Annotated in this window: 19 protein-coding genes; 7 read left to right on the top strand and 12 right to left on the bottom strand. The window is 59.4% G+C overall.

Annotated elements, in window-relative coordinates; translation table 11 throughout:
* Window positions 1–2: 2 nt before the first annotated feature.
* Window positions 3–530 (top strand): hypothetical protein, encoded by a 528-nt coding sequence (locus tag MRK42_RS09680; RefSeq protein WP_338612277.1) that lies wholly within the window; start codon window positions 3–5, stop codon window positions 528–530.
* Here the strand turns inward: MRK42_RS09680 and MRK42_RS09675 are convergent.
* Both MRK42_RS09675 and MRK42_RS09670 read right to left on the bottom strand, forming a co-directional pair.
* Window positions 505–957 (bottom strand): hypothetical protein, encoded by a 453-nt coding sequence (locus MRK42_RS09675; protein WP_338612276.1) that lies wholly within the window; start codon window positions 955–957, stop codon window positions 505–507. The two genes, MRK42_RS09680 and MRK42_RS09675, sit on opposite strands and share 26 nt — an antisense overlap.
* Complete coding sequence (locus MRK42_RS09670; RefSeq protein ID WP_338612275.1) at window positions 941–1,762, bottom strand: hypothetical protein; 822 nt, start codon at window positions 1,760–1,762, stop codon at window positions 941–943. The genes MRK42_RS09675 and MRK42_RS09670 overlap by 17 nt, the downstream gene beginning before the upstream one ends.
* Window positions 1,763–1,856: 94 nt before the next feature.
* On the opposite strand from MRK42_RS09670, the gene MRK42_RS09665 reads away from it, so the two are divergent.
* The gene (locus tag MRK42_RS09665) at window positions 1,857–2,714 is read left to right on the top strand and encodes a DUF1194 domain-containing protein (RefSeq protein ID WP_338612274.1); all 858 of its coding nucleotides are present in this window, start codon (window positions 1,857–1,859) and stop codon (window positions 2,712–2,714) included.
* A gap of 110 nt (window positions 2,715–2,824) precedes the next feature.
* On the opposite strand, the gene MRK42_RS09660 is transcribed toward MRK42_RS09665, so the two are convergent.
* From MRK42_RS09660 to MRK42_RS09645, 4 genes are all read right to left on the bottom strand, one after another.
* Complete coding sequence (locus MRK42_RS09660; protein WP_338612273.1) at window positions 2,825–3,895, bottom strand: hypothetical protein; 1,071 nt, start codon at window positions 3,893–3,895, stop codon at window positions 2,825–2,827.
* 68 nt (window positions 3,896–3,963) lie between these two features.
* A complete protein-coding gene (locus MRK42_RS09655; protein ID WP_338612272.1) occupies window positions 3,964–4,338 on the bottom strand; it encodes a hypothetical protein in 375 nt (124 codons plus the stop codon).
* A gap of 256 nt (window positions 4,339–4,594) precedes the next feature.
* The gene (locus MRK42_RS09650) at window positions 4,595–5,161 is read right to left on the bottom strand and encodes a hypothetical protein (protein ID WP_338612271.1); all 567 of its coding nucleotides are present in this window, start codon (window positions 5,159–5,161) and stop codon (window positions 4,595–4,597) included.
* Between the two features lie 381 nt (window positions 5,162–5,542).
* Window positions 5,543–6,946, bottom strand: coding sequence for a GNVR domain-containing protein (locus MRK42_RS09645; RefSeq protein ID WP_042069520.1), 1,404 nt, complete (start codon window positions 6,944–6,946; stop codon window positions 5,543–5,545).
* Window positions 6,947–7,106: 160 nt separating this feature from the next.
* On the opposite strand from MRK42_RS09645, the gene MRK42_RS09640 reads away from it, so the two are divergent.
* Genes MRK42_RS09640 through MRK42_RS09630 form a run of 3 tightly spaced genes read left to right on the top strand, consistent with a single transcriptional unit; the run spans window position 7,107 to window position 10,078 of the window.
* A complete protein-coding gene (locus MRK42_RS09640; protein WP_338612270.1) occupies window positions 7,107–8,207 on the top strand; it encodes a glycosyltransferase in 1,101 nt (366 codons plus the stop codon).
* A 45-nt stretch (window positions 8,208–8,252) separates the two neighbouring features.
* Complete coding sequence (locus MRK42_RS09635) at window positions 8,253–9,446, top strand: glycosyltransferase family 2 protein (RefSeq protein ID WP_338612269.1); 1,194 nt, start codon at window positions 8,253–8,255, stop codon at window positions 9,444–9,446.
* Window positions 9,443–10,078, top strand: coding sequence for a sugar transferase (locus tag MRK42_RS09630; RefSeq protein ID WP_201979044.1), 636 nt, complete (start codon window positions 9,443–9,445; stop codon window positions 10,076–10,078). The genes MRK42_RS09635 and MRK42_RS09630 overlap by 4 nt, the downstream gene beginning before the upstream one ends.
* A 507-nt stretch (window positions 10,079–10,585) precedes the next feature.
* Here MRK42_RS09630 and MRK42_RS09625 read toward each other — a convergent pair.
* From MRK42_RS09625 to MRK42_RS09600, 6 genes are all read right to left on the bottom strand, one after another.
* Complete coding sequence (locus tag MRK42_RS09625) at window positions 10,586–11,587, bottom strand: glycosyltransferase family 4 protein (RefSeq protein WP_225632227.1); 1,002 nt, start codon at window positions 11,585–11,587, stop codon at window positions 10,586–10,588.
* A gap of 82 nt (window positions 11,588–11,669) precedes the next feature.
* A complete protein-coding gene (locus MRK42_RS09620) occupies window positions 11,670–13,157 on the bottom strand; it encodes a SpoIIE family protein phosphatase (protein ID WP_338612268.1) in 1,488 nt (495 codons plus the stop codon).
* Between the two features lie 10 nt (window positions 13,158–13,167).
* Window positions 13,168–13,836, bottom strand: coding sequence for a CpsD/CapB family tyrosine-protein kinase (locus MRK42_RS09615; RefSeq protein ID WP_338612267.1), 669 nt, complete (start codon window positions 13,834–13,836; stop codon window positions 13,168–13,170).
* Between the two features lies 1 nt (window position 13,837).
* Complete coding sequence (locus MRK42_RS09610) at window positions 13,838–15,943, bottom strand: SLBB domain-containing protein (RefSeq protein ID WP_338612266.1); 2,106 nt, start codon at window positions 15,941–15,943, stop codon at window positions 13,838–13,840.
* 18 nt (window positions 15,944–15,961) lie between these two features.
* The gene (locus MRK42_RS09605; RefSeq protein ID WP_042029119.1) at window positions 15,962–16,378 is read right to left on the bottom strand and encodes a hypothetical protein; all 417 of its coding nucleotides are present in this window, start codon (window positions 16,376–16,378) and stop codon (window positions 15,962–15,964) included.
* The gene (locus MRK42_RS09600) at window positions 16,375–16,725 is read right to left on the bottom strand and encodes an STAS domain-containing protein (protein ID WP_042029120.1); all 351 of its coding nucleotides are present in this window, start codon (window positions 16,723–16,725) and stop codon (window positions 16,375–16,377) included. Before MRK42_RS09600 ends, MRK42_RS09605 begins: the two co-directional genes overlap by 4 nt.
* A 347-nt stretch (window positions 16,726–17,072) precedes the next feature.
* On the opposite strand from MRK42_RS09600, the gene MRK42_RS09595 reads away from it, so the two are divergent.
* A complete protein-coding gene (locus MRK42_RS09595) occupies window positions 17,073–17,564 on the top strand; it encodes a molybdopterin-dependent oxidoreductase (protein WP_338612265.1) in 492 nt (163 codons plus the stop codon).
* A 4-nt stretch (window positions 17,565–17,568) separates the two neighbouring features.
* Complete coding sequence (locus MRK42_RS09590; protein ID WP_338612264.1) at window positions 17,569–19,392, top strand: ATP-binding protein; 1,824 nt, start codon at window positions 17,569–17,571, stop codon at window positions 19,390–19,392.
* The last annotated feature ends 4 nt before the right edge of the window (window positions 19,393–19,396 follow it).

Below are 19,396 nucleotides of genomic sequence, written 5' to 3'. Positions count from 1 at the left end.
TTATGCCGCATCAGAACGTCACCAACATAAAGGCTTCCGGGCGCCAGAGTGCCGGGCGTCGCCCCCGCCACATCAAGCTTGCCGCAGGCTTGCTGCTCTCCTTGCTGCCCTCTTTGCTACCCTCTTTGCTACTCAGTGGTTGTGCCCGCCAGACGCCCACCGAGGATCCCTTCCCCATGCTGGCGCAACTGCGCCAGCAGCAGCTGGCCGAGCAGGTCCAGCTGTCGCTGACTTATCAGGAGGAAGCGGTGATGTTGGCGGCGGATCAGGAGCAGCAGTTGCACCAGTTTCTCGGCCAGCGGGATCCGGCGAAGATAGCCCTTATCAGCGGCCCCGGGCCGCAGACCGACATGCTGGAGAGTGCGCGCCTTGCCAGCAGCCGTCTTGGCAAGCTGGCCAGCCTGCTCAGTGCCCGCGCCATCGAGCTCGAACCGCGCTACGACCCCATGCTGGCCCCGAACAGCCTGCTGATCCGGGTGTTGCCGGCCAATGCGGCGAGCCCCCTCAGCGAGGCTCGCCAGGCGCAATAAGGGCAAGACAGGCCGCAGGTAGCGCCACCCGATAGAGGGGGGCCGGCGCGTCGCCCCACAGCTTGTGCCAGCCCTGATTGAGCCGATAGGCCAGCAGTGGCGGCTCCGGGTGCCACTGACCCTGAAACATCACCCCCTGCAGCTGGCCAGCGCCTGCGAGTCTTACCGACATGGCCTCCCGATCCGGGGCCACCGCCATCGCCTGCAAGACCCCGTCACAATCTGGGTGGCGCAGTCGGTAGCCCACATAGGTGCCCCCCAGCAAGGGGCTGGCCCCCTGCCGCTGCCAGCCGAGCTGGCGGAGCTCCTGCAGCATCTGGCGCGTGCCATCCACAGGCTGGCGGTGCTGATAGCGCCACCCCATGGCGCCGGTGGAGGCCAGTGCCAGCAGCACCAGCCAGAGATAGCCCCTAATCGGTGGTGACATGGCGCCCCCTTCGAAACAGCAGTGTCATTAGCAGCAACAGCACCAGCCACTGGTAGAGCTGGGCGAGCGTGCCGGTATGCAGCCAGCCGTACCAGCGCAGATCCAGGCTCATCAGCACCAGCCGCAACTGGTTGCTGCCGATATAGAGCAGCAAGACCAGCCCCAGCAGGGGCAGCTGACGGTGCAGCGCCCGCCCGGGGGCGAGCCAACAGGAGGAGACCAGCCAGGCCAGCGCCACCAGATAGAGCTGGGAGAACGAGGAGCAGCCCTTGAGCACGATCAGGGCATGGCCCCCCACCCGCTCGATGCGATTGCCGCTTTGCACCGTCTCCCACCCCAGCAGTTGCAGCCACTGACCCACTCCCCAGGCATCAAGCGCCAGCACGGGGCCGGAGCAGAGGGCAAAGAGTTGCTGCCCCCACAGCACGGCCAGGGTGAAGGCCACCACTATGTGCAGCGCGGCGCGCTCGTCCCAAGGCTGCTGACGCCGCCACAGGCTCGCGGCCAGCAGCAGGCAGGCCAGCGCCTTGCAACTGGCGCTCGGGATCAACAGCTGCAGCGAGAAGAGCAGCAGAGCGGCGCGGCCAGGTTGCCACGTTGGCGCAACCCGCGATGCAATTTGCCACCAGATGGCAATCAGCAACACCACCAGCAGGTTGAAGTGGCCCGTATTGAGCCACACCATGGCCCACTGATTGACCAGGCCCAACAGCAACCAATTGGGCGCCCACTGCCAGGGACGGATCTCCATCGCCTCACCCCGCACTTGTTCGTTTTCATCCTGTGCGAAGACCGCAAATTTCATGCCTGCTGCTGATCCCTGCAAAGTGGCACGCTTTATTCATTCTCCCCATCGGCACTGAGGATCAGGGCCAGGCCCCAAGGAGAAGGAGTGAGTTATGAGACTAAAACCGTTGGCAGGGTTGGTGGGGATGCTGCTGGTCAGCGCCCCCGCCTACGCTTTGACCGAAGTGGATACCGAGCTGCAACTGCTGATGGATGTGTCGGGCAGCGTCAGCGCGTCAGAGTTCAACCTGCAGTTGCAGGGGTATGTGGATGCGTTTTACAGCCAGGCGGTGCAAGACGCCATCCTGGATACCAGCGATGGCAAGCTGGGCACCATCGCCGTGCAGATGGTGATGTGGAGCGGCTCGACCCAGCAGGCGGTGATGACCGACTGGTTCTATCTCTATGACATGACCTCCATCAACGAGTTTGCCGCCACCCTGGACGCCCTGACACGCCCCTACTCGGGGATGACGGCGCCGGGCTCGGCCATGGAATTCGGTGCCCTGCAGTTCGATACCAACGATTTCACCGCGACGCGTCAGGTGATGGATGTCTCCGGTGACGGGATCCAGAACGCAGGGCTCGATACCTCGACGGTGCGGGATCAGCTGCTCGCCTCCGGCATCGATACCATCAACGGCATCACCATAGGCCAGGACTACCCTGATGGGGTGCTGCAGGATTGGTATCTGAACAATATCGCCGGCGGCGAGGATGCTTTTGTCATCAACGCCACCACCTTCGCCGATTTTGGCAGCGCCCTCGAGCTGAAACTCGCGGCCGAGATTGAGGGGGGGATTATCCCGGAGGGTGCACTGGCGGCCCCCATCGAGGAGATCCCGCTGGTAGCCCAGCTGCTGCTTGGCATGCCCTTGCTGCTGGCCTGGCGTTATCAGCGCCGCACTCAAGGCCTTAATCAGGGGAACCAGCAGAACGCTGGATGGCAACGAATGCCGGTCATCGGTTAGTTTGTTATTCCTTGTTGAATAACTTTCCTCACACAGGGAGCCATGGCTCCCTGATTTTTTATCTGTACGTATATATTTCCTACAGCATCAGATTTGATCGTTTAATTGACTCATTTTTCTCCACTGTATTTTATATCAGTTAGTGATTCATATTTTCTGATTAACTCATCTCTATATGAAGGAGACCACTCCTTCGAATGACAGGCTCTTTCAAAATATTTATTTGGCTGAAGAGTAATTTTCTCCAAATAAAGAACTATATCTTGTGGGAGGAAATTCATAAAACTATCTAAGCAACCCGTTTGTTGTACCTTAATTGAGTTTCTTAGCACTGAATTGAATACTTTATCACCACTGGCAAACATACCCTCTTGCTCGGATTCTCGCTCAGTCCACATTCTGAAGTAACGATTTAAATTATATAAGTCCCATGTCATATTAAATGCACTGCGTTGTTTTGAATATGGGTCATCTGACACTTTATATTTCATCATTCGCTTCATGGGTGTTTCACTGAAATAAATAGCCGCAAAAGTAATACCCACAAGAGATAACATAAACTCGGTAATCATCCACTCAACCACTTTTTTTAGCTTATCCAGTCGGCTAATATTTGGAATATGAGATACATAGATAATATACAAAACAATTAAATATAGTGAATCCCACTCACGTAGGCGCCTATATTTAATGAGATTGCTCCTGATAAAGGGTGCATCCATAGCATAATAATCTGCAGGAGTTATTGTGTCTATCTCACCCAATGCAAAATCTATTATTGATGAGTTATTTATATTGTTGATGCGGTGAAACAATTCCAAGTCAGATAAAACTTCATCAAGAACTTCATCATCATTTCTATAGTTTATTTTTTCATATACGGCATAAGTCGGGTCTAATTCTATCTCGGCACACTGACAAAAAGCAACAAGTGCAATTGCGTCACGAAACTCTTGCTTAGGCTTATTTTTCTTAAATGCATTCAAAATGAATTGGTAGACATTTAAATCAAGATGTATAGTGTAAGTAACAGAATTAACTTGCTTATTATATAGATAGTTAGAGACGTTATATACATCTGAGTCATCAACCAAGTTGAAATTATGAACAACCCAGTCTCTATCAATCAAATTATTGATGATGCTTTCTAAATATTCAGGGAAAGTATATAAAACTTTCATTCTCACACATCCACTTAATCAAATAATACCCAGAGCCGTAGGATCGACTAGCGAAATCGTAATATAACCTACGAACTTACAACATGGAATATTACCCCATCAGGATTCATAGGCTGAATCTCACAAGAGAAGTTATACTTTTTTTCATAGTCAATTTCTATGCACCAACTTTTAATTTTGGCCTTATTAGTCTTTACGAAAGATGATATACCTTTCCGAATGTGTTCATCTATAAAGGAAAAACATTCTACATTTTTAAAACTTTGCTTCTTACAATCAACAACATCTAAAATCTGATTTTCACTTGCAGGCTTTAGCTTTGCTCTAAAAATAGCCACACCCTCTTTAAGTTCTACTTCTGCCGCTTCGGCCCCGATCGTGTCCAAACCGTATTCATGGTTTAGCTCTAAGTGAAAATATCCTTTCCTGAGACTTTTTTTCATGACTTACCTTTAATATTAAGCGTGAAAGTTAGGGCCATAGTTTCGATTAACGAAGCGTAAGCAGACATTCGCAATCTCTCTGTAAAATATTCCTTTAACTCGCCACCATCCAACCACTCCCCCCCCCCCCCCCAAAAAAAAAACACTTTAACTAACAGGAAATTAAAAGAACTTGACAGAACGTACTTACTACATTAATAGTTAGTTTCATCGTGAGCACCAATTACACCTATCGGCTAATCGAACCTACAAGCTCTCACTTCTGAAATAAGTATAAAAGCCTTAACCAATAGTATTTTATTTTAGCCTTAATTTTAGAGTCAAAATCATACATTTTCTCCATGCCAAAAGTTTGTGTTTTACCAGTCATATCCACTATTATAATTTTGTTACACCAAGTTCGATGATAACCATGCGAAGTTTGGATAGAGAACAACAGCTTTGTTATCTCCTTGGATAAATTCTTCCCAGAAATACGAATATCGGTATGACCATTTGCGCCTATCTCAAAAGTATCATTGTTAATAATTAAGCTATCTGAAAGGGATAATGTATCCATATATTCTGGTTTTTGATTATTCTTTTTCTCAACTTTGTATGAAGCTTTAACATAACAAGATGTCGACTTTATTTTTACCGGGTATGCTTTCCTGTTTTTTATAACAATAATATATGTACTTTCACTTTCTTTATTGTGGACAACTAATCTGTCAATTGTTAAAGGCATTTGAGAATTCTTAAACCAACTCCACAAGACAGTAATTATTGCGATTAATGCTGCTGTAGAAGATAATGCATCTACGAAATACTTATAATTATCCATGCATCTCCTTGAGAGCCAACATTAATTAGTTGAAAGACATAACTAACGCTTTAATATAGTCTTCCATCTAAATCCGCCCTAGCGCTCGTCATCACAACCAATAAATCATTTTAAAACCATTGTGTTGGCAACTGATTTATATCCTTGTTATCAACACCCTATACAAGATCCACTTGTACCACTGGATAAAACCACAGTCAATAAGCGAAATAAGAAACTGCCACCAGACCTTAGCCTTGCAATCACATCCAAATTGAACGCAGACCATAGTCGTTGGCCAAGGCGCTATCTGAGTGACATAAAAAAAGGCCTCATTACGAGGCCTTATCAGAAATATTCGGGTTCATAGTGGTGGCCTTCCTTGATGGCCATGGGCAAATATCAACCCGGCACCTCCACCAGTGGCGGCTGGGCATGGGCCGCCTGGCCGCTGTGTGCATGCACCGGTTCGCAATAGGGAATGCGACTGAGCACAGGCGCCTTGATAAGCGCTGCCAGCTGATCGGTGCGGCGCAGGCTGGTATCCGCCAGTTCAATCAGCAGCGCCAGGCCGCAGCCGAGCCCGAAGCCCCCCACCATGCCGGCGATCAGAAACAGCCAGAGCGGGTAGTTGCTGGGCTTGCTCGGGGCGAAGGGCCTGTCGATCACCTTGATCCGCTCGCCGGGCTCAAAACTGCCGAGCGCCCCGGTCACCTTGGCCTTCTCGTAGCGCAGCAGCAGATCCTGATAGAGGGAGCGCTTGACCTCGAGATCCCGCTCCAGCTCCGCCAGCTGGCTCTCCGTTTCGCCCTGGGAGGCCACCACCTTGTTCAGGTCGTCGAGTTGGGCCTGCAGCGCGGCGGCATTCTGCTCGGCCTCGGCCAGCTGGGCCCTGGCCTGATCCCATTCTGGCCCGACCGCCACGCCGGGTTGGCTCTTCTGCTGTTCCAGCTCCTGTTGCAACTGTTCAATCTGGTAGCGCAGGCTCTGCACCTCGCTGTGCTGATCGCTGTAGCGCACCCGCAGCAGGGCCAGCTCGGTTTGCATCTGCTGCAACTTCTCCTCCAGGCTGCGGGTCGTGGCCCCCTCCTGGCCGTGGGAGAGCTGCTCGACCCGGGTCTTGGCCTGCTGCAACTGAAGCAGGCTCTCGGCGTGGCGATCTTTCAGGCCGTAGAGCCGGGCGGCGTTGGCATTTTGCTGATCCGGCAGGGCGCTGGCATGCTCGCGCTTGAAATCTGCCAGCAGCTGTTCGGCCCCCTGCAGCTCGCTGCGCCGGCTGTCGAGCTGGCTTTGCAGGAAGCGCTCGGAGGACTCGGCCGACTGGCGCCCCTTGTTCAGGAGATTGAAGAAGAAGCGGCGCGAGACGGCCTCCAGCAGGCCGGCGCTGCTCTCGGCCGAATCGGCTTTCACCTTCAGCTCGATCACCTCGTCCCCGATAAGACGGATGGAGACGGACGCCGAGAGCCAGTCCATGATGGCGTCGCGCTTGGCCGGCGGGGTGTTGTCATCCACCAGCTTGCGGTCCCGCGCCACCCCGTCCATCACGTAGCGACTGCGCAGCATGGCCTCCAGCACCGCGAAGCGATCCTTGAGGCTCTCCTGGGTGATCAGATCCTTGAGGGTCGGCGTCTGGTTGGAATCCTGCGGCACCATGAAGGTGGTACGGCTCTCGTACACCTTGGGGCTCAAGACGCCAATCCCCACCCCCACCAGCGGCATGACCAGGGCCGGCATCAGGATGAGATAACGGCGCCGCCAGGCGGCGAAGAGGATGATGTAGAGGTTGTAGTAGAACTGGACCGGCATGGCGTCACTCCCCTCAAGACAGGTATGGCATTCCACGAATGGAGGGGGAAATGCAAGGGTAATGCCAGCAAGCGGGCCAACATGGCAGACGTTGTGGTACAGGATTCGCATAGTCCCGCCAAGGGGCCCGGGAAGGGCCGACAACAGTGAGGAGAGCGCCATGCCCACCACCGCCCGGTCAGCCAGCACCGCCATCGTGCAAATCGTCCAGCACCTGCAGCCCGGGGGGCTGGAGACCATGGTGCTCAACCTCAGCCAGGCCAACGAGTGCCACCAGCCCATGCACATCGTCTCGCTGGAGGGGAGCAAGGAGGCGCTGCTCGCCGCCTGGCCCGCCCTGAGGCCGTTCGCCTCGCGGATCCACTGTCTGGACAAGCCCGCCGGCTGGTCACTGGCCACCCTCTATCGCCTGATAAGGCTGCTGCGCCAACTGCGCCCGGCGGCGGTGCACACCCATCATCTGGGCCCGCTGCTCTATGGCGGACTCGCCGCCCGGCTGGCCCGGGTGCACACCCTGGTGCACACGGAGCATGATGCCTGGTATCTCGACGATCCCCGCCAACGCAAGCTGGCGGGACTGGGACTGCGCACCTTCAAACCGACCCTGGTGGCGGATGCCGCGCCGGTGGCGAACCAGCTGCAGGTGAGGCTCGGCGCCCTCTCGGCCAAAGTCATTCCCAACGGCATCGACGAGGGGCGCTTCGTCCCCGGCCCAGTCGAGCTGGCGCGCCAGGCGCTGGGCTTGCCCCTCGGAGTCAGGCTCATCGGCTGCGCCGCACGCCTTGAGACAGTCAAGGGGCACAGCCTGCTACTGGAAGCCATGGCGCGGCTCTCTCCCGGGGTGCATCTTGCACTGGCCGGGGTGGGCAGTTTGCAAAATGCATTGCAGCAGCAGTGTCAGCAGCTGGGGATTGCCCATCGGGTCCACTTTCTCGGTCTGGTGGAGCAGATGCCCCGCTTCTATCAGGGGCTGGATCTCTTCTGCCTGCCGTCACTGGCGGAGGGGATGCCATTGTGCGTGCTGGAGGCCCAGGCCTGCGGCGTGCCCGTGGTGATGAGCGCCGTGGGGGCTGCCGCTGAAGTAGTCTGTCCGGCCAGCGGCCAGCTGCTTGAGGCGCGAGATCCCGCCCTCCTGGCGCAACTTCTGGCACAGGGGTTGCTCAAGTCTCATGGCCTGCGCGCCGTTACCCGAGCCTTTGTCTGCGAGCAGGGCAGCCTGAGCCAGATGGCTCAAGCCTATCAGGCGCTGTACGCCCGCTGAGGCGATGCCACCGACACGCGAAGAGACAGCAAAAAGGAGCCTCCCATGGAATGGATCATGATCGTGTTCTGGTTGTGCGCAGCCCTGGTGGTGTACCACCATGTCGGCTACCCCCTGCTGCTCAAGTACTTCGGCAAGCGGGTGCGCGCACAGCTTCACCAGCCGGCGCCGCGCCAGCGCGGGTTTCGGGAGGAGGCCGGCGACGTCCAGCTTCCCACCATCACCCTGGTGATGCCCATCTACAACGAGGCGGCGACCCTGGCGGCCAAGCTGCAGAATCTGGCCAGTCTCGACTACCCGGCCGACCGGCTGGCGGTGCATCTCCATTTCGATGGCTGCACCGATGACAGCTACCCCATTGCGCTGTGCCAACTGGGGGATCCGGCCCTGCAACAACTGCAGATCCAGCTGTTCGACCACCCGCGCAATCGCGGCAAGGTGGCGGTGCTCAACGAGGCGATGGCCCGTGTTGAGAGCGATCTGGTGGCCCTGACCGATGTCTCCGCCCTGCTGCCCATCGACAGCCTGCTGCTGGCCGCCGCCCATTTTCAGGATCCCGAGGTCGGTGTGGTGGGCGAGGCCTATCGCTTCTGGCAGCCGGGCTCCCAGGGGGAAGAGAGCTACTGGCACTACCAGAGCCAGATCAAGCTGTGCGAATCCGCTCTTGGCAGCATGCTGGGGGCCCATGGCGCCTTCTACGTGATGCGCCGCGACTGCCTGGCTCCGCTACCATCAGACACCATCAACGATGACTTCATCCTGCCGATGCAGGCCATCGCCAAGGGCTACAAGGCGGTCTATGACAACCGCTGCGCCGCGCTGGAGCTGGAAGTCTCCGATGCCCTGCTGGAAGCGAAGCGGCGCCAGCGCATCGGCGCGGGCAACACCCAGCAGCTGCTGCGCCTGCTGCCCCTGCTCCATCCCAAATTTGGTTGGGTGGCGTTCAACTTTGCCAGTGGCAAGGGCTTGAGGGTACTGATGCCCCTCTGCCTGACCCTGCTCTGGCTGTGCGCCATTCCGCTGGCCATCCACTCGCCCCTGTTCGTGGCGCTGCTGGCCGGTCAACTGCTGGGCTATGCCCTGGTGATGCTGATCCAGTTCACCCCGCTGCACAACTGGCCCGGTCTGTTTCGCAAGATCCACTATCTGGTCCTCGGACACTGGTACAACGGCATCGGCACCCTGCGCTACGGCCTGCGGATGCTGGCGCGCCCCACCGCACAGGAGAGAGCAGCATGAAACACCCCATCCCCAAAGTAACCTTGGTGATTAAACGCACCATGGATCTGGTCGGCGCCAGCCTCGGCCTGCTGCTGACCCTGCCCCTGTGGCCGTTTATCATGCTGGCTATTCGCCTCGACAGTCCGGGCCCGGTGTTCTTTCGCCAGCTGCGCATTGGCCGCAGCCACGCGAGCCACACCGAGCTCTTCTTCATGATCAAGTTTCGCACCATGCGATCCGATGCCGAGGCGGGTACCGGGCCTGTCTGGTGCGGCAAGGCCGACAGCCGGATCACCCGCTGCGGCAACTTTTTGCGCAAGACCCGGCTCGACGAGCTGCCCCAGTTCCTCAATGTACTGAAGGGGGAGATGTCGCTCATCGGGCCGCGGCCGGAGCGCCCCGGCATCGCCAACCGGCTGGAGGATGCGGTGCCCTTCTTTATCGAGCGCACCTATGAGATTGCCCCCGGCATCACAGGGCTGGCCCAGGTCAATCAGGGCTATGACGAGTCGCTTGACGATGTGCGCAGCAAGCTCGCCTTCGATCTGGCCTACTCGGTCGCCCTGCTCCACCCCTGGCGCTGGCTGCTGCAGGACGTGCACATCATCGGCAAGACGGTCGCCATCATGGTGGGCAAGAAGGGACGCTGATCCTCACCTTCTGCCGTCTCTCGGGCCACTGCCAGGGCAGCGGCCCGATGCTTTTCTTCCCTCTGTTGATCCCGCACCAAAGCGCCCTCCCCTTGTTTCAATTGCCGCAAATATGCCGCCCATAATGCTGGCCAACAGGGGGCCTTGCAGAAATTACCCCTTCACCAGGTCTCCGTCTGTATCAGGGTGCTGCTGCTGATATCAACAGATAGGCAAGCTCTGTTTGCCCCAGACCAAGCAGATAGCAACGCTTCGCAGACCCCTTCTTTTCCAAGGCTCTCTTCTGTGATCCTTTCGCGGCTGCCCGATACGGCCACAAACCGTCAGGCCCATCGCGGACAAGACGGGGCATATCCGGCAGCCTGACTGCTCAGGCTATTGCCAAATACCGGGGACGAGGGTGATTCGTGGCAAGGCTCGCACCTGGATAACTGCCCCAAGCCCATAAAAAAGCGAGTGGCCAGGCCACTCGCTTGCTTGCTTGCTTGCTTGGCAGAGGATGGAGATTCAGGCGGTATAGACCGCCAGGATATCGCTCACCCTGTGGTTGACGCTATAGCCCCGGGCTATGGTCTGGCGGGCCGCCCGGCTCATGGCCCCGCGCACCCGCTCGTCACTGCGCAGCCAGTAATTGACGATATCCGCCATGTCGTGCACCTGGCCAGGTGCCACCAGCCAGCCGTTGGACTTGTTGTCGATAAGAGAGACCAGCCCCCCTACCGCGAAGGTGCAGACCGGGATGCCGTGGGCCATGGCCTCGAGGGCCACCAGAGGCAAGCCTTCGAAGCGGGAGGTGATACAGAGCAGATCGATCTGCTGCCACTCATCGGCCATCTTGCGAAAGCCATGAAATGCCACCCTGTCCCCGTATTGCACGCTGAGTTCCCCCATGAGGGGGCCTTCGCCATAGAGGTGAAAATCCCCCCCGGGGCAGAGGGCAGCCAGCTGGCAGAACGCCTGCGGCCCCTTCTCGGGAGAGAGGCGGCCGACGAAGGCGATGCGGTTGCCCGCCACCGCTGCGGGGGCGGCGGGCAGGGGCACGAAGTTGCTGATGACGGTGCTCGGCACAGGCAATCTGCGAGCGATGGGCTCGCTCACTGCAATGCACTTCGCAAAACGCGCCGTGATCCGGTCGAGCCAGCTGTAGAACTTCAGCCACCCCTCCCCCTCGTCACCGCTATGAAAGGTCGAGACCACCGGCTTGCCGCTGCACCAGGCGGTGAGACGCCCCAGGATCCCGGCCTTGTAGCCGTGGGTGTGCAGCAGCACGAAGCCGGGCTGGCGCGCCAGCACTCGCACAAAGTCCCGGCTGTTGCGACAGACCCGATACGGCAGCCCCTGCTGCTTTAGCAGGGCGACAAAGGGGGTCATGCCGTGATCGGCCACCAGCACTATGGTGACCTCCAGCCCCCTTGCCAGCAGATCGCTGGCGAGGTGGGTGATGTGAACCTCGATCCCGCCGACCTGGCGGGCATCGATGGCGAGCCAGACCTGATGTGTGGGCAACATGGGCAACCTCCTCTCGTGGCACCGGACCAGGTGCAGCGGGATGTTGCATAGAGCGGGCCAGACAGGGCATGGCTGCGCACTCTCAGGAGGCGGGAAAGGCCACCAGCAACAGGGTCATGTCGTCCGGAGCGCTGTCGGCCCTGTCATCAAACCAGTTGGCAATGCGCTGGGCCAACCGGGCAAGGTCGGGCTCGGGGGCCAGGCAGATCTGCTGCAATTGCGCCTCCCACAACTGGCGCTCGGCGGGCTCCCGGCTCTCCAGCAGGCCATCGGTCCAGAACAGCAGGCGCTCACCCGGTTGAAGCAGATGCTCGCAGGTTTCGAATTGGGGATCCGGTCGCAGGCCGGGCAAGGGGCCGGTGACGCCCACTTGGTGCATCCCGTCCACCCCGATAAGCCAGGGTGCCGGATGCCCCGCGCTGGCCCAGCGGATCCGTCCGCCCTCCCCCAGCTCGATGCAGAGGGTAGTGAGCAGGGTCGCCCCCAGCAGGGGATCGCTGTGCACGGCGGTGGAGAGGGTGGTCAGCAGACTGGCAGGCGATCGCTGCTCGCTCTGGGCGGTCAGCAGACCGCGTAGATACCCCGCGTAGGCGTGGGCGAAGAATTTGGCCTCGGCGTCGTGCCCCATCACGTCCCCGAGCCAGAGCACCCGATCCCTTACCAGCAGAAAATCCCCCCCGCCCACGGCGGCGGCGCGGGTCTGCAGCGCCAGCTGATAGCCGTGCAACCGGTCGGCTGGCAGCAGGGGGCGCAAGGCCGAGGTCATCCGCTGATCCAGCTGATCCCCCCACTGGGCCTTGAGCTGGGCCGAGCGTTGCAGCACCCGGGAGACCGCCAGCTGCAGCGCCTGCTTGGTGATGGGTTTGACCAGAAAATCATCGATACCGAGGGCGCCGGCCCGGCTCTGGGTCCATTGATCCTGATGGCCGGTCAGGAAGATAAAGGGGACGCCGCGCATCTTGGGATCCTTCATCAGCTGCTGGCGCAGGGCGAAGCCGTCGATCCCCTCCATCTCGATGTCGGAGAGCACCAGGGCCGGCGGCTGGCGACCGAGCGCCTGCAGGGCGGCGCAAGGGTCGGCATAGCTCTCGACTCGATAGTTGTCGTGCAGATAGCCGGTGAGCAGGGTGCGCATCACCTTGTCATCGTCGATCACCGCCACCACGGGCGCCTGCCTAGCACAGCCGCGGGCCCGTAGCCTCACCCGATTGCGATCCCCCTCACGGCTGAAGCGCACTTCGTCGAACAGCTGGTGCACCAGCGCCAGGCCATAGCCCCCCTCCTGCGGCTCGTCCGGCAGGGGCGTGGCAGCCAGTGCAGGCTGGGGCCCGCCGTCGTCATCGAGCAGCAGGCTCAGACCGGATTCATCCTGCTGCAGGGTGAGCCAGAGGTGGCTCGCCGGCGGCGAGCCATGGCGCACGATATTGGTGGCCAGCTCGCTGAAGCAGAGCAGCCAGTTGGCCTGCTCCCGGGGAGGCACCTGAAACAGCGCCAACCCTTGCGCCAGGCGGGCGCGCAAGTCGCGCACCGACTGCAGGGTGGCGGGGGCAGATCGCAACCACTCTTCCATCGCGTCTCCTTCAGATCCGGAAATTGAGCAGGGCGCTGCGCCGGCACCAGCGCTTGAGCCACTCGGTCAGTCGATTGCTCGGCAGCCGGTTGAGTTCGCGCAGGATCTCGCTGGCCAGCCCCGGATTGACTCTGTCGTTGAACACGGCCCCCAGCAGGTTGGCCTCGGCCCGGGTCAACTTCTCCACGGCGCTTTGCACCATGGTGGTCGGCGTCACCCCGGCCAGCACCACCAGCAGGGCCCCCTCGCAGGCGGCGCACACCAGATCCGCCGGGATATTGCCCCGGTTGAGGGCATTGAGGGGGGAGGTATCGAACAGCACAACGTCATAATGCTCGAGCCAGCGCACCAACAACTGGCGCAGGGTCTCCTTGTTGCGAAAGGCCATCAGATCCTTGCCGGGCGCCGGCAGCACTGCCAGGGCATGGCCTTGGCTCAGGGGCTCGGGCACATCATTTGGCCCCCAGGCCAGGGGGGCGGGCCGACCTGGATGGTAGAGATTGAGATCCACCAGCAGGGTCTTGAGGCCGTCCGCCTCGGCGCGCCTGGCCAGCGCCTCGCAGATGGTGCTGACCCCCTCGCCCCCCTCGGCCGAGGTCACCGCCAGGGAGCGGATCCCCCGCGCCAGGGTCGAGGCGTAGAGCGACTCCAGTTCCAGGTACTGGATTGGGATGCTCATCTCACAGGGTTCCTATCAGGGCGACCACCGAAATGGTGGTAAGAATGTCCCGCATCCCGTCCATGAAGATGGCCCAGTTGCTGCTCTTGCTGTCGGGGATAAAGACGGTGTCCCCTGCCCTGAGCACCGGCAGCTGGCTGAAATCGGGCTCCTTGGCAAAACCGTCCAGATCGAAGGTGCGCGCCTGATCCCCCTGCCCGCTGGCCGCCATGTTGATCACCACGATTTTCTTGATGTAGGCCGAACTGGTCGGCCCGCCGGCTTCAGCCAGCAGATCCAGCAACGTCATGGAGGAGTTGAAGCGATAGCGGCCGGGCCGGGCGATGGCGCCCAGCACCCTTATGGTGTTCTCCTTGGGTTCATCGAGCCAGGGGCGGTTCTTCTCCGGCAGGTAGATGGAGTCCCCCGGCAACACTTTTGGCAAGAGTGTCTCGTCGCCGGTCTCGAAGTAGAGAGCCAGATCCAGCTTGCTTACCCGCGCCGTGCTGCCGTTGCGATGGGCGATGCGCACGTTGCGCAAATCCGCCGCGGCGGTGGGGCCATCGGCGGCGGAGAGGATGTCGATAAAGCCCATCTGATCGTTGAAGGCATAGCGACCCGGGGCACCGACCTGGCCGAAGATGTAGATGGAGCTCTCCGGTGACTGACGCACCCACTGGGATTTGTTGTCGCTGGGATCGGTGGGCAGCTCGGGGATCATGATGGTGAAACCGGCGTGGATCTTCGGCAGACTGCCAAGGGCCCCCCCCTGATGGAGGAACTTGTCGAGATCGAAGAGTGTGGGCGTCGCCATTCCCCCGTCCGAGGTCAGGATCTGCACCTTGGCGATGTCGGCCCGCTCGCTCGGGCCGCCGGCGTGGGCGATGAGATCGAGCAGGGACATCTCGTCAGACCATTCATAGCGCCCGGGAATGCGCACCGCCCCCATCACCATCACGGCACGCCCCGGCGCGACCTTGAGCCAGGACTTCTCGTTGATGTCGGTCTTCTCCGGGATGAAGATGGCATCCCCCGGCCTTATCTGGGGCAGCGCCTTCTGCATCCCCTCGGTATAGGCCTGCAGATCGATGGGTTCGACGGTGCCATCGGTGCGCAGCAAGCGGATCTGGCGGCTCTCGGCATAACGAGTCGGACCGCCGGCGTTGGCCAGGATGTCGAGGAAGGAGTCCCCCTCTCGTCCCTCGTAGGCGCCGGGTTTGAACACTTCCCCCATGATGTAGATGGTGCGCGCCCCCCGTTTGATCTGCTCCTCGTCCTTGGGCACAAAGATGGTGGCCCCGGGAGCCAGGGTGGGCAGCAGCTTGTTGTTGCCAGAATCGAGGTAGGCCTTGAGATCGAACAGCTCGGGGGCATCCCCGTTGATCACCCGGATCCGCTCCACCCCGGCAAAACGGGTCACGCCACCGGCCCGCATCAACAGATCCACGATGGAGTTGCCGCTCTTGAAGCTGAAGGCCCCCGGGCTGTTCACCTCACCAAACACCTTGATCGCCTTGCCGGTGTCGCCATCGCCCCCGGCCGCCAGAGTGGCCGCATCGAAATCAATCTGGACGTTGCCGATGAGGGGGGATGCGGGTACGAACACCACATCAAGGGATTGCAGCGGGGGCAGCAGGCTGGCGTCGCCGGTATCGAGATAGCGCTTGTAGTCAAAACTGGAGACGCGGTCGCCACGGCGCACCTGCATGTTGTTGAGCTGGGCCCCCGGCACCAGGCCGCCGGCGGCATCGAGCGCCATCTGGATGTTGCCGTCGGGGGCGAGATCATAGCTGCCGGGCTTTTTCACATACCCCATGACGCTGATGAGCAGGCGTTTTTCCAGGAGCGTGACCGTCAGTTGGGAGAGGTTGTTGTAGACGGGTTTGAGGGCGGTACGGATGATGGCGTCAGCCTGTGGGAGCGTCTTGCCCCCGACCACCACGTCCCCCACCTCGGGCAGTTTGATCTCCCCCTGCTTGTTGATCTGGAAGGGCTGATCGAAGGCCGCCTCCCCCGGTTGCACTATCGCCAGTCGATCCCCGGGCGCCAGCAGGGTACTGGCCAGCAGAGGGCAGGTAAACAGCAAGAAAACAAGACCAATCAATCCTTTGATAGCGCCCCGATTCATAGAGATCCTTTTTGTTCGCTACGTTTGCCCCCACTGGCGCAAGGGGAGTCCCGACCAGTCGGCGCGACAGCCCTCACGGCTTGTCTGCTCCAGCTGCAAACGTACCTGTTGTAATGATTGTGCCAGCATGGCCTGACGCCAGGCGACCTCTGACCAGAGCCGACCATGCATATCCCGTACGATGTCAACTCGTTGAGATTGTAGTAGTTTCAGCCCGGCAGGCATACAGTCGCGCAAATGGGCTTGCTGCAGGGTAGCCAGTTGCTGATCGAGCTCCTGTTGACGCTCATCATACCCTGACCAGAGGCGACGTTCATCCTCGTTCACCGGCAAACGGGTGGGCCTGACCTCGGCCAGCCCGCCATACCCTTGTGGCGGCCACTGGGTACAACCGGCGAGCAGCAGGCAGGTCAGCAACAGGCCCCACCCCTTCATGATGCGGCCGCCATCATGCCGCGAGTGCGCATATAGGCTTTCACGCTATCATGGCAGGGGATAACCTTGTCTATATGTAACATTTCCAGCAGATCATGGGGTTGACCCGGCCCACAAATCAGCGCCAGCTGATGCCCATTCATGATCAATCGCTTGTAGAGAAAGACCAGCGCCCCGATCCCGGACGAATCGATGAAGTGGACATCGCTGATGTCGGCGAGCACATTGCCCCCGTGCAGCGACAGTTTCTCGAACAGGGGACGCAGTTCGGTGACGGCCATCGCATCGAGTTCACTCTCCAGAACGACGACCTGGGTATCGTTGATGGTGTAGGTCATGCTTTCCATGGTTACGCTCCTTGTCTCTGCCAGATATGCCGGGACGGCTCACTTGTCACGACAGTGGGGACAATGCAAGGGCCATGCCTGGACAAATCGGCCCCATAAGATTCCCAGTTATCCCTCGTTAGCCTCTCCATTTGAAGCACCTTGCACCGGATTTCGTTGCCAATTTGCAACTTGACCCGACCGGCCCATTGCAAAGTGCAATGAAAATGGGTTTGATGAGCGCCCTTTTCGCTCGCAAGGCCCGCCAATAGGGGATCTGACCGTTCGGCCCGCTTCTTGCTTTACCCTCTCTGCCGGTGCTTGCCGTTGCCCTGGTGTCAGCTTCGAACGGATTCATGGAGGAAGGTATGAGATTCACTTTGTATGTGGCACCACTTCTGGTCGCCCTCTGCGGGGCCGCGCAGGCCACCCCCTCTCCCGACAGCGCCCTGCTCAAGGTGGAAGGCGCCATCACCCAACCCAACTACCAGCAGCTGGCCCTGTGGGACAGCGCCATGCTGGATCAACTGCCCGAATACGAGATCAAGACCCACACCCCCTGGTATGACGAAGAGAAGACCTTCCGCGGCCCGCGCCTGAGCGATCTGCTGGCCAAAGTCGGCGCCAGCGGCAAGCTGCTGACCATCACCGCCCTCAACGACTACTCGGTCCAGGTCCCCACCAGCGATGCCAGGCAATACGAGGTGATCCTGGCCCGCAGCATAGATGGCAAGCCGCTGTCGGTGCGTGACAAGGGGCCGCTGTTTCTGATCTATCCGTTCGATCAGTACCCGGAGCTTCGCAACAAGCTCTACTACGGCCGGGCCATCTGGCAGATCAGCCAGATCAAGGTGGAATAACCCCATGCGATCCATGGCTGCGAGCCAGCGCTCCCTGTTCGTGGTGCTCTGCGTCCTGCTGTTGGCCTTTGCCGGTATCGGTACCATCCAGTACCGGCAATTCCAGGATCTGCAGCGCAGCACCAGCCAGGGTGAAGACAACGTCATGTGGAACTATTTCCAGCTCTACAACGAGGCGCTGCGCTTTCAAAACGCGCTGCGGCATGACTCGCAAGCCAAATTCCAGCTCAGATACGACATCCTGGTCAGCCGGATGGAGCTGGTGCTGGAGAGCAAGGATCGCAACCTGTTGCAGCAGACCCCGATTTACCAGCAAGCCAGCAAGAGGATCCGCCGTTATATCGCCCTGGCCGATCTCTGGCTCGGACCTGGTCAGGTCAAACCGCTGGATCAGGCCGCACGTCTGCAGCTGAACCAGCAACTGGAACAGCTGATCCCGCAGCTCCATCAGCTGACCCTGGAGGTCAACGAGCAGGCAACCCTGTTCGACGTTGCCCGCCGCGATGGAGTGCGCAAGCAGATCATCACCACCACCCTGATCGCCACCCTGCAATTTGCCTTATTGTTCGTGCTTGCCCTGCTCATCTGGCGGCAGATGAACATTTCGTTCCTGCAGCACAAGATGATGCAGCAGCTCAACGAGAAGCTGATCCGGGCCAACCGCGAGGCCGAAGCGGGCAAGCGGGCGAAAAGCAGCTTTTTGGCCAACATGAGCCACGAGATCCGCACCCCGATGAACGGCATCCTCGGCATGCTCTCCCTGTTGGCCGATCGCGAGATGGATCCCAGGGAGCGTGACTATCTGGACACGGCCCGTGAATCGGCCAACCACCTGCTGGGGCTGCTCAACGACATTCTGGATATCTCCAAGCTCGAAGAGGGGCGAATTGAGCTGTTGCTGGCGCCCCACCATCTGCCCCAACTGCTGGAAGACAGCCGGGCACTGATGCAGAGCAGTTGTGACGAGAAAGGGATCCGCCTCAATCTGACCCTGTCCCCGGATACACCGGAGTGGCTGATGATTGATCCCCTGCGGGTGCGCCAGATCCTGTTCAACCTGCTGAGCAATGCCATCAAGTTCACCCACCAGGGCGAGGTCAATGTCAGGGTGGACAGCCAGCCGCTGGACAAGGATCGCCACGCTATCCGCATCGCCATTCAAGACACGGGGATCGGCATGAGCCAGCACCAGATAGAGAATCTGTTTCAACGCTTCTCCCAGGCCGATGTCTCCATCACCCGCCAATATGGCGGCTCGGGCCTTGGCCTCGAGATCTCCCGCAACCTCGCCCGCCTGATGGGAGGAGACATCTCGGTCGAGAGCCGGGAGGGATGCGGCAGCACCTTTACCTATACCTGGCCCGCTCAGGCCACCACCCCGTCCATCGTCTGCCTCCCCGCCAAACCCGTGGTGCAGGAGAGCTATCGCATCTTGCTGGTGGATGACAACGCCACCAATCGCAAGGTGATCGGCGCCATGCTCAACTCCGTCGGCCATCAGGTCACCCTGGCGGTTCAGGGGGAAGAGGCCCTGGCCAAACTGGCGCAAGCCACCTTCGATCTGGTGCTGATGGATGTGCAGATGCCGGTCATGGACGGGCTGGCGGCCACCACCCATATTCGTGCCTCACGCCAGCACTGGGCCAACATTCCCATCATCGCCCTGACCGCTGACGCCATGCCCGAATCGAAGCAGTACTATTTGTCCCACGGGATGAACGGCTATATCACCAAGCCCATCAACAAAGAGACGCTGCTGGGTGAGATAAACAAATATGTGGCGCGCGACCAGCGCCAGCGCGCCATGTCCATCGGCAACCCAGCCTGAGGAA

It is taken from the genome of Aeromonas sp. 19NY04SH05-1, from assembly GCF_040581895.1.
GTDB lineage: Bacteria > Pseudomonadota > Gammaproteobacteria > Enterobacterales > Aeromonadaceae > Aeromonas > Aeromonas enteropelogenes.
Note: the sequence above shows the minus strand (reverse complement) of the source record. Positions and strands in the feature narration are given on the sequence as shown.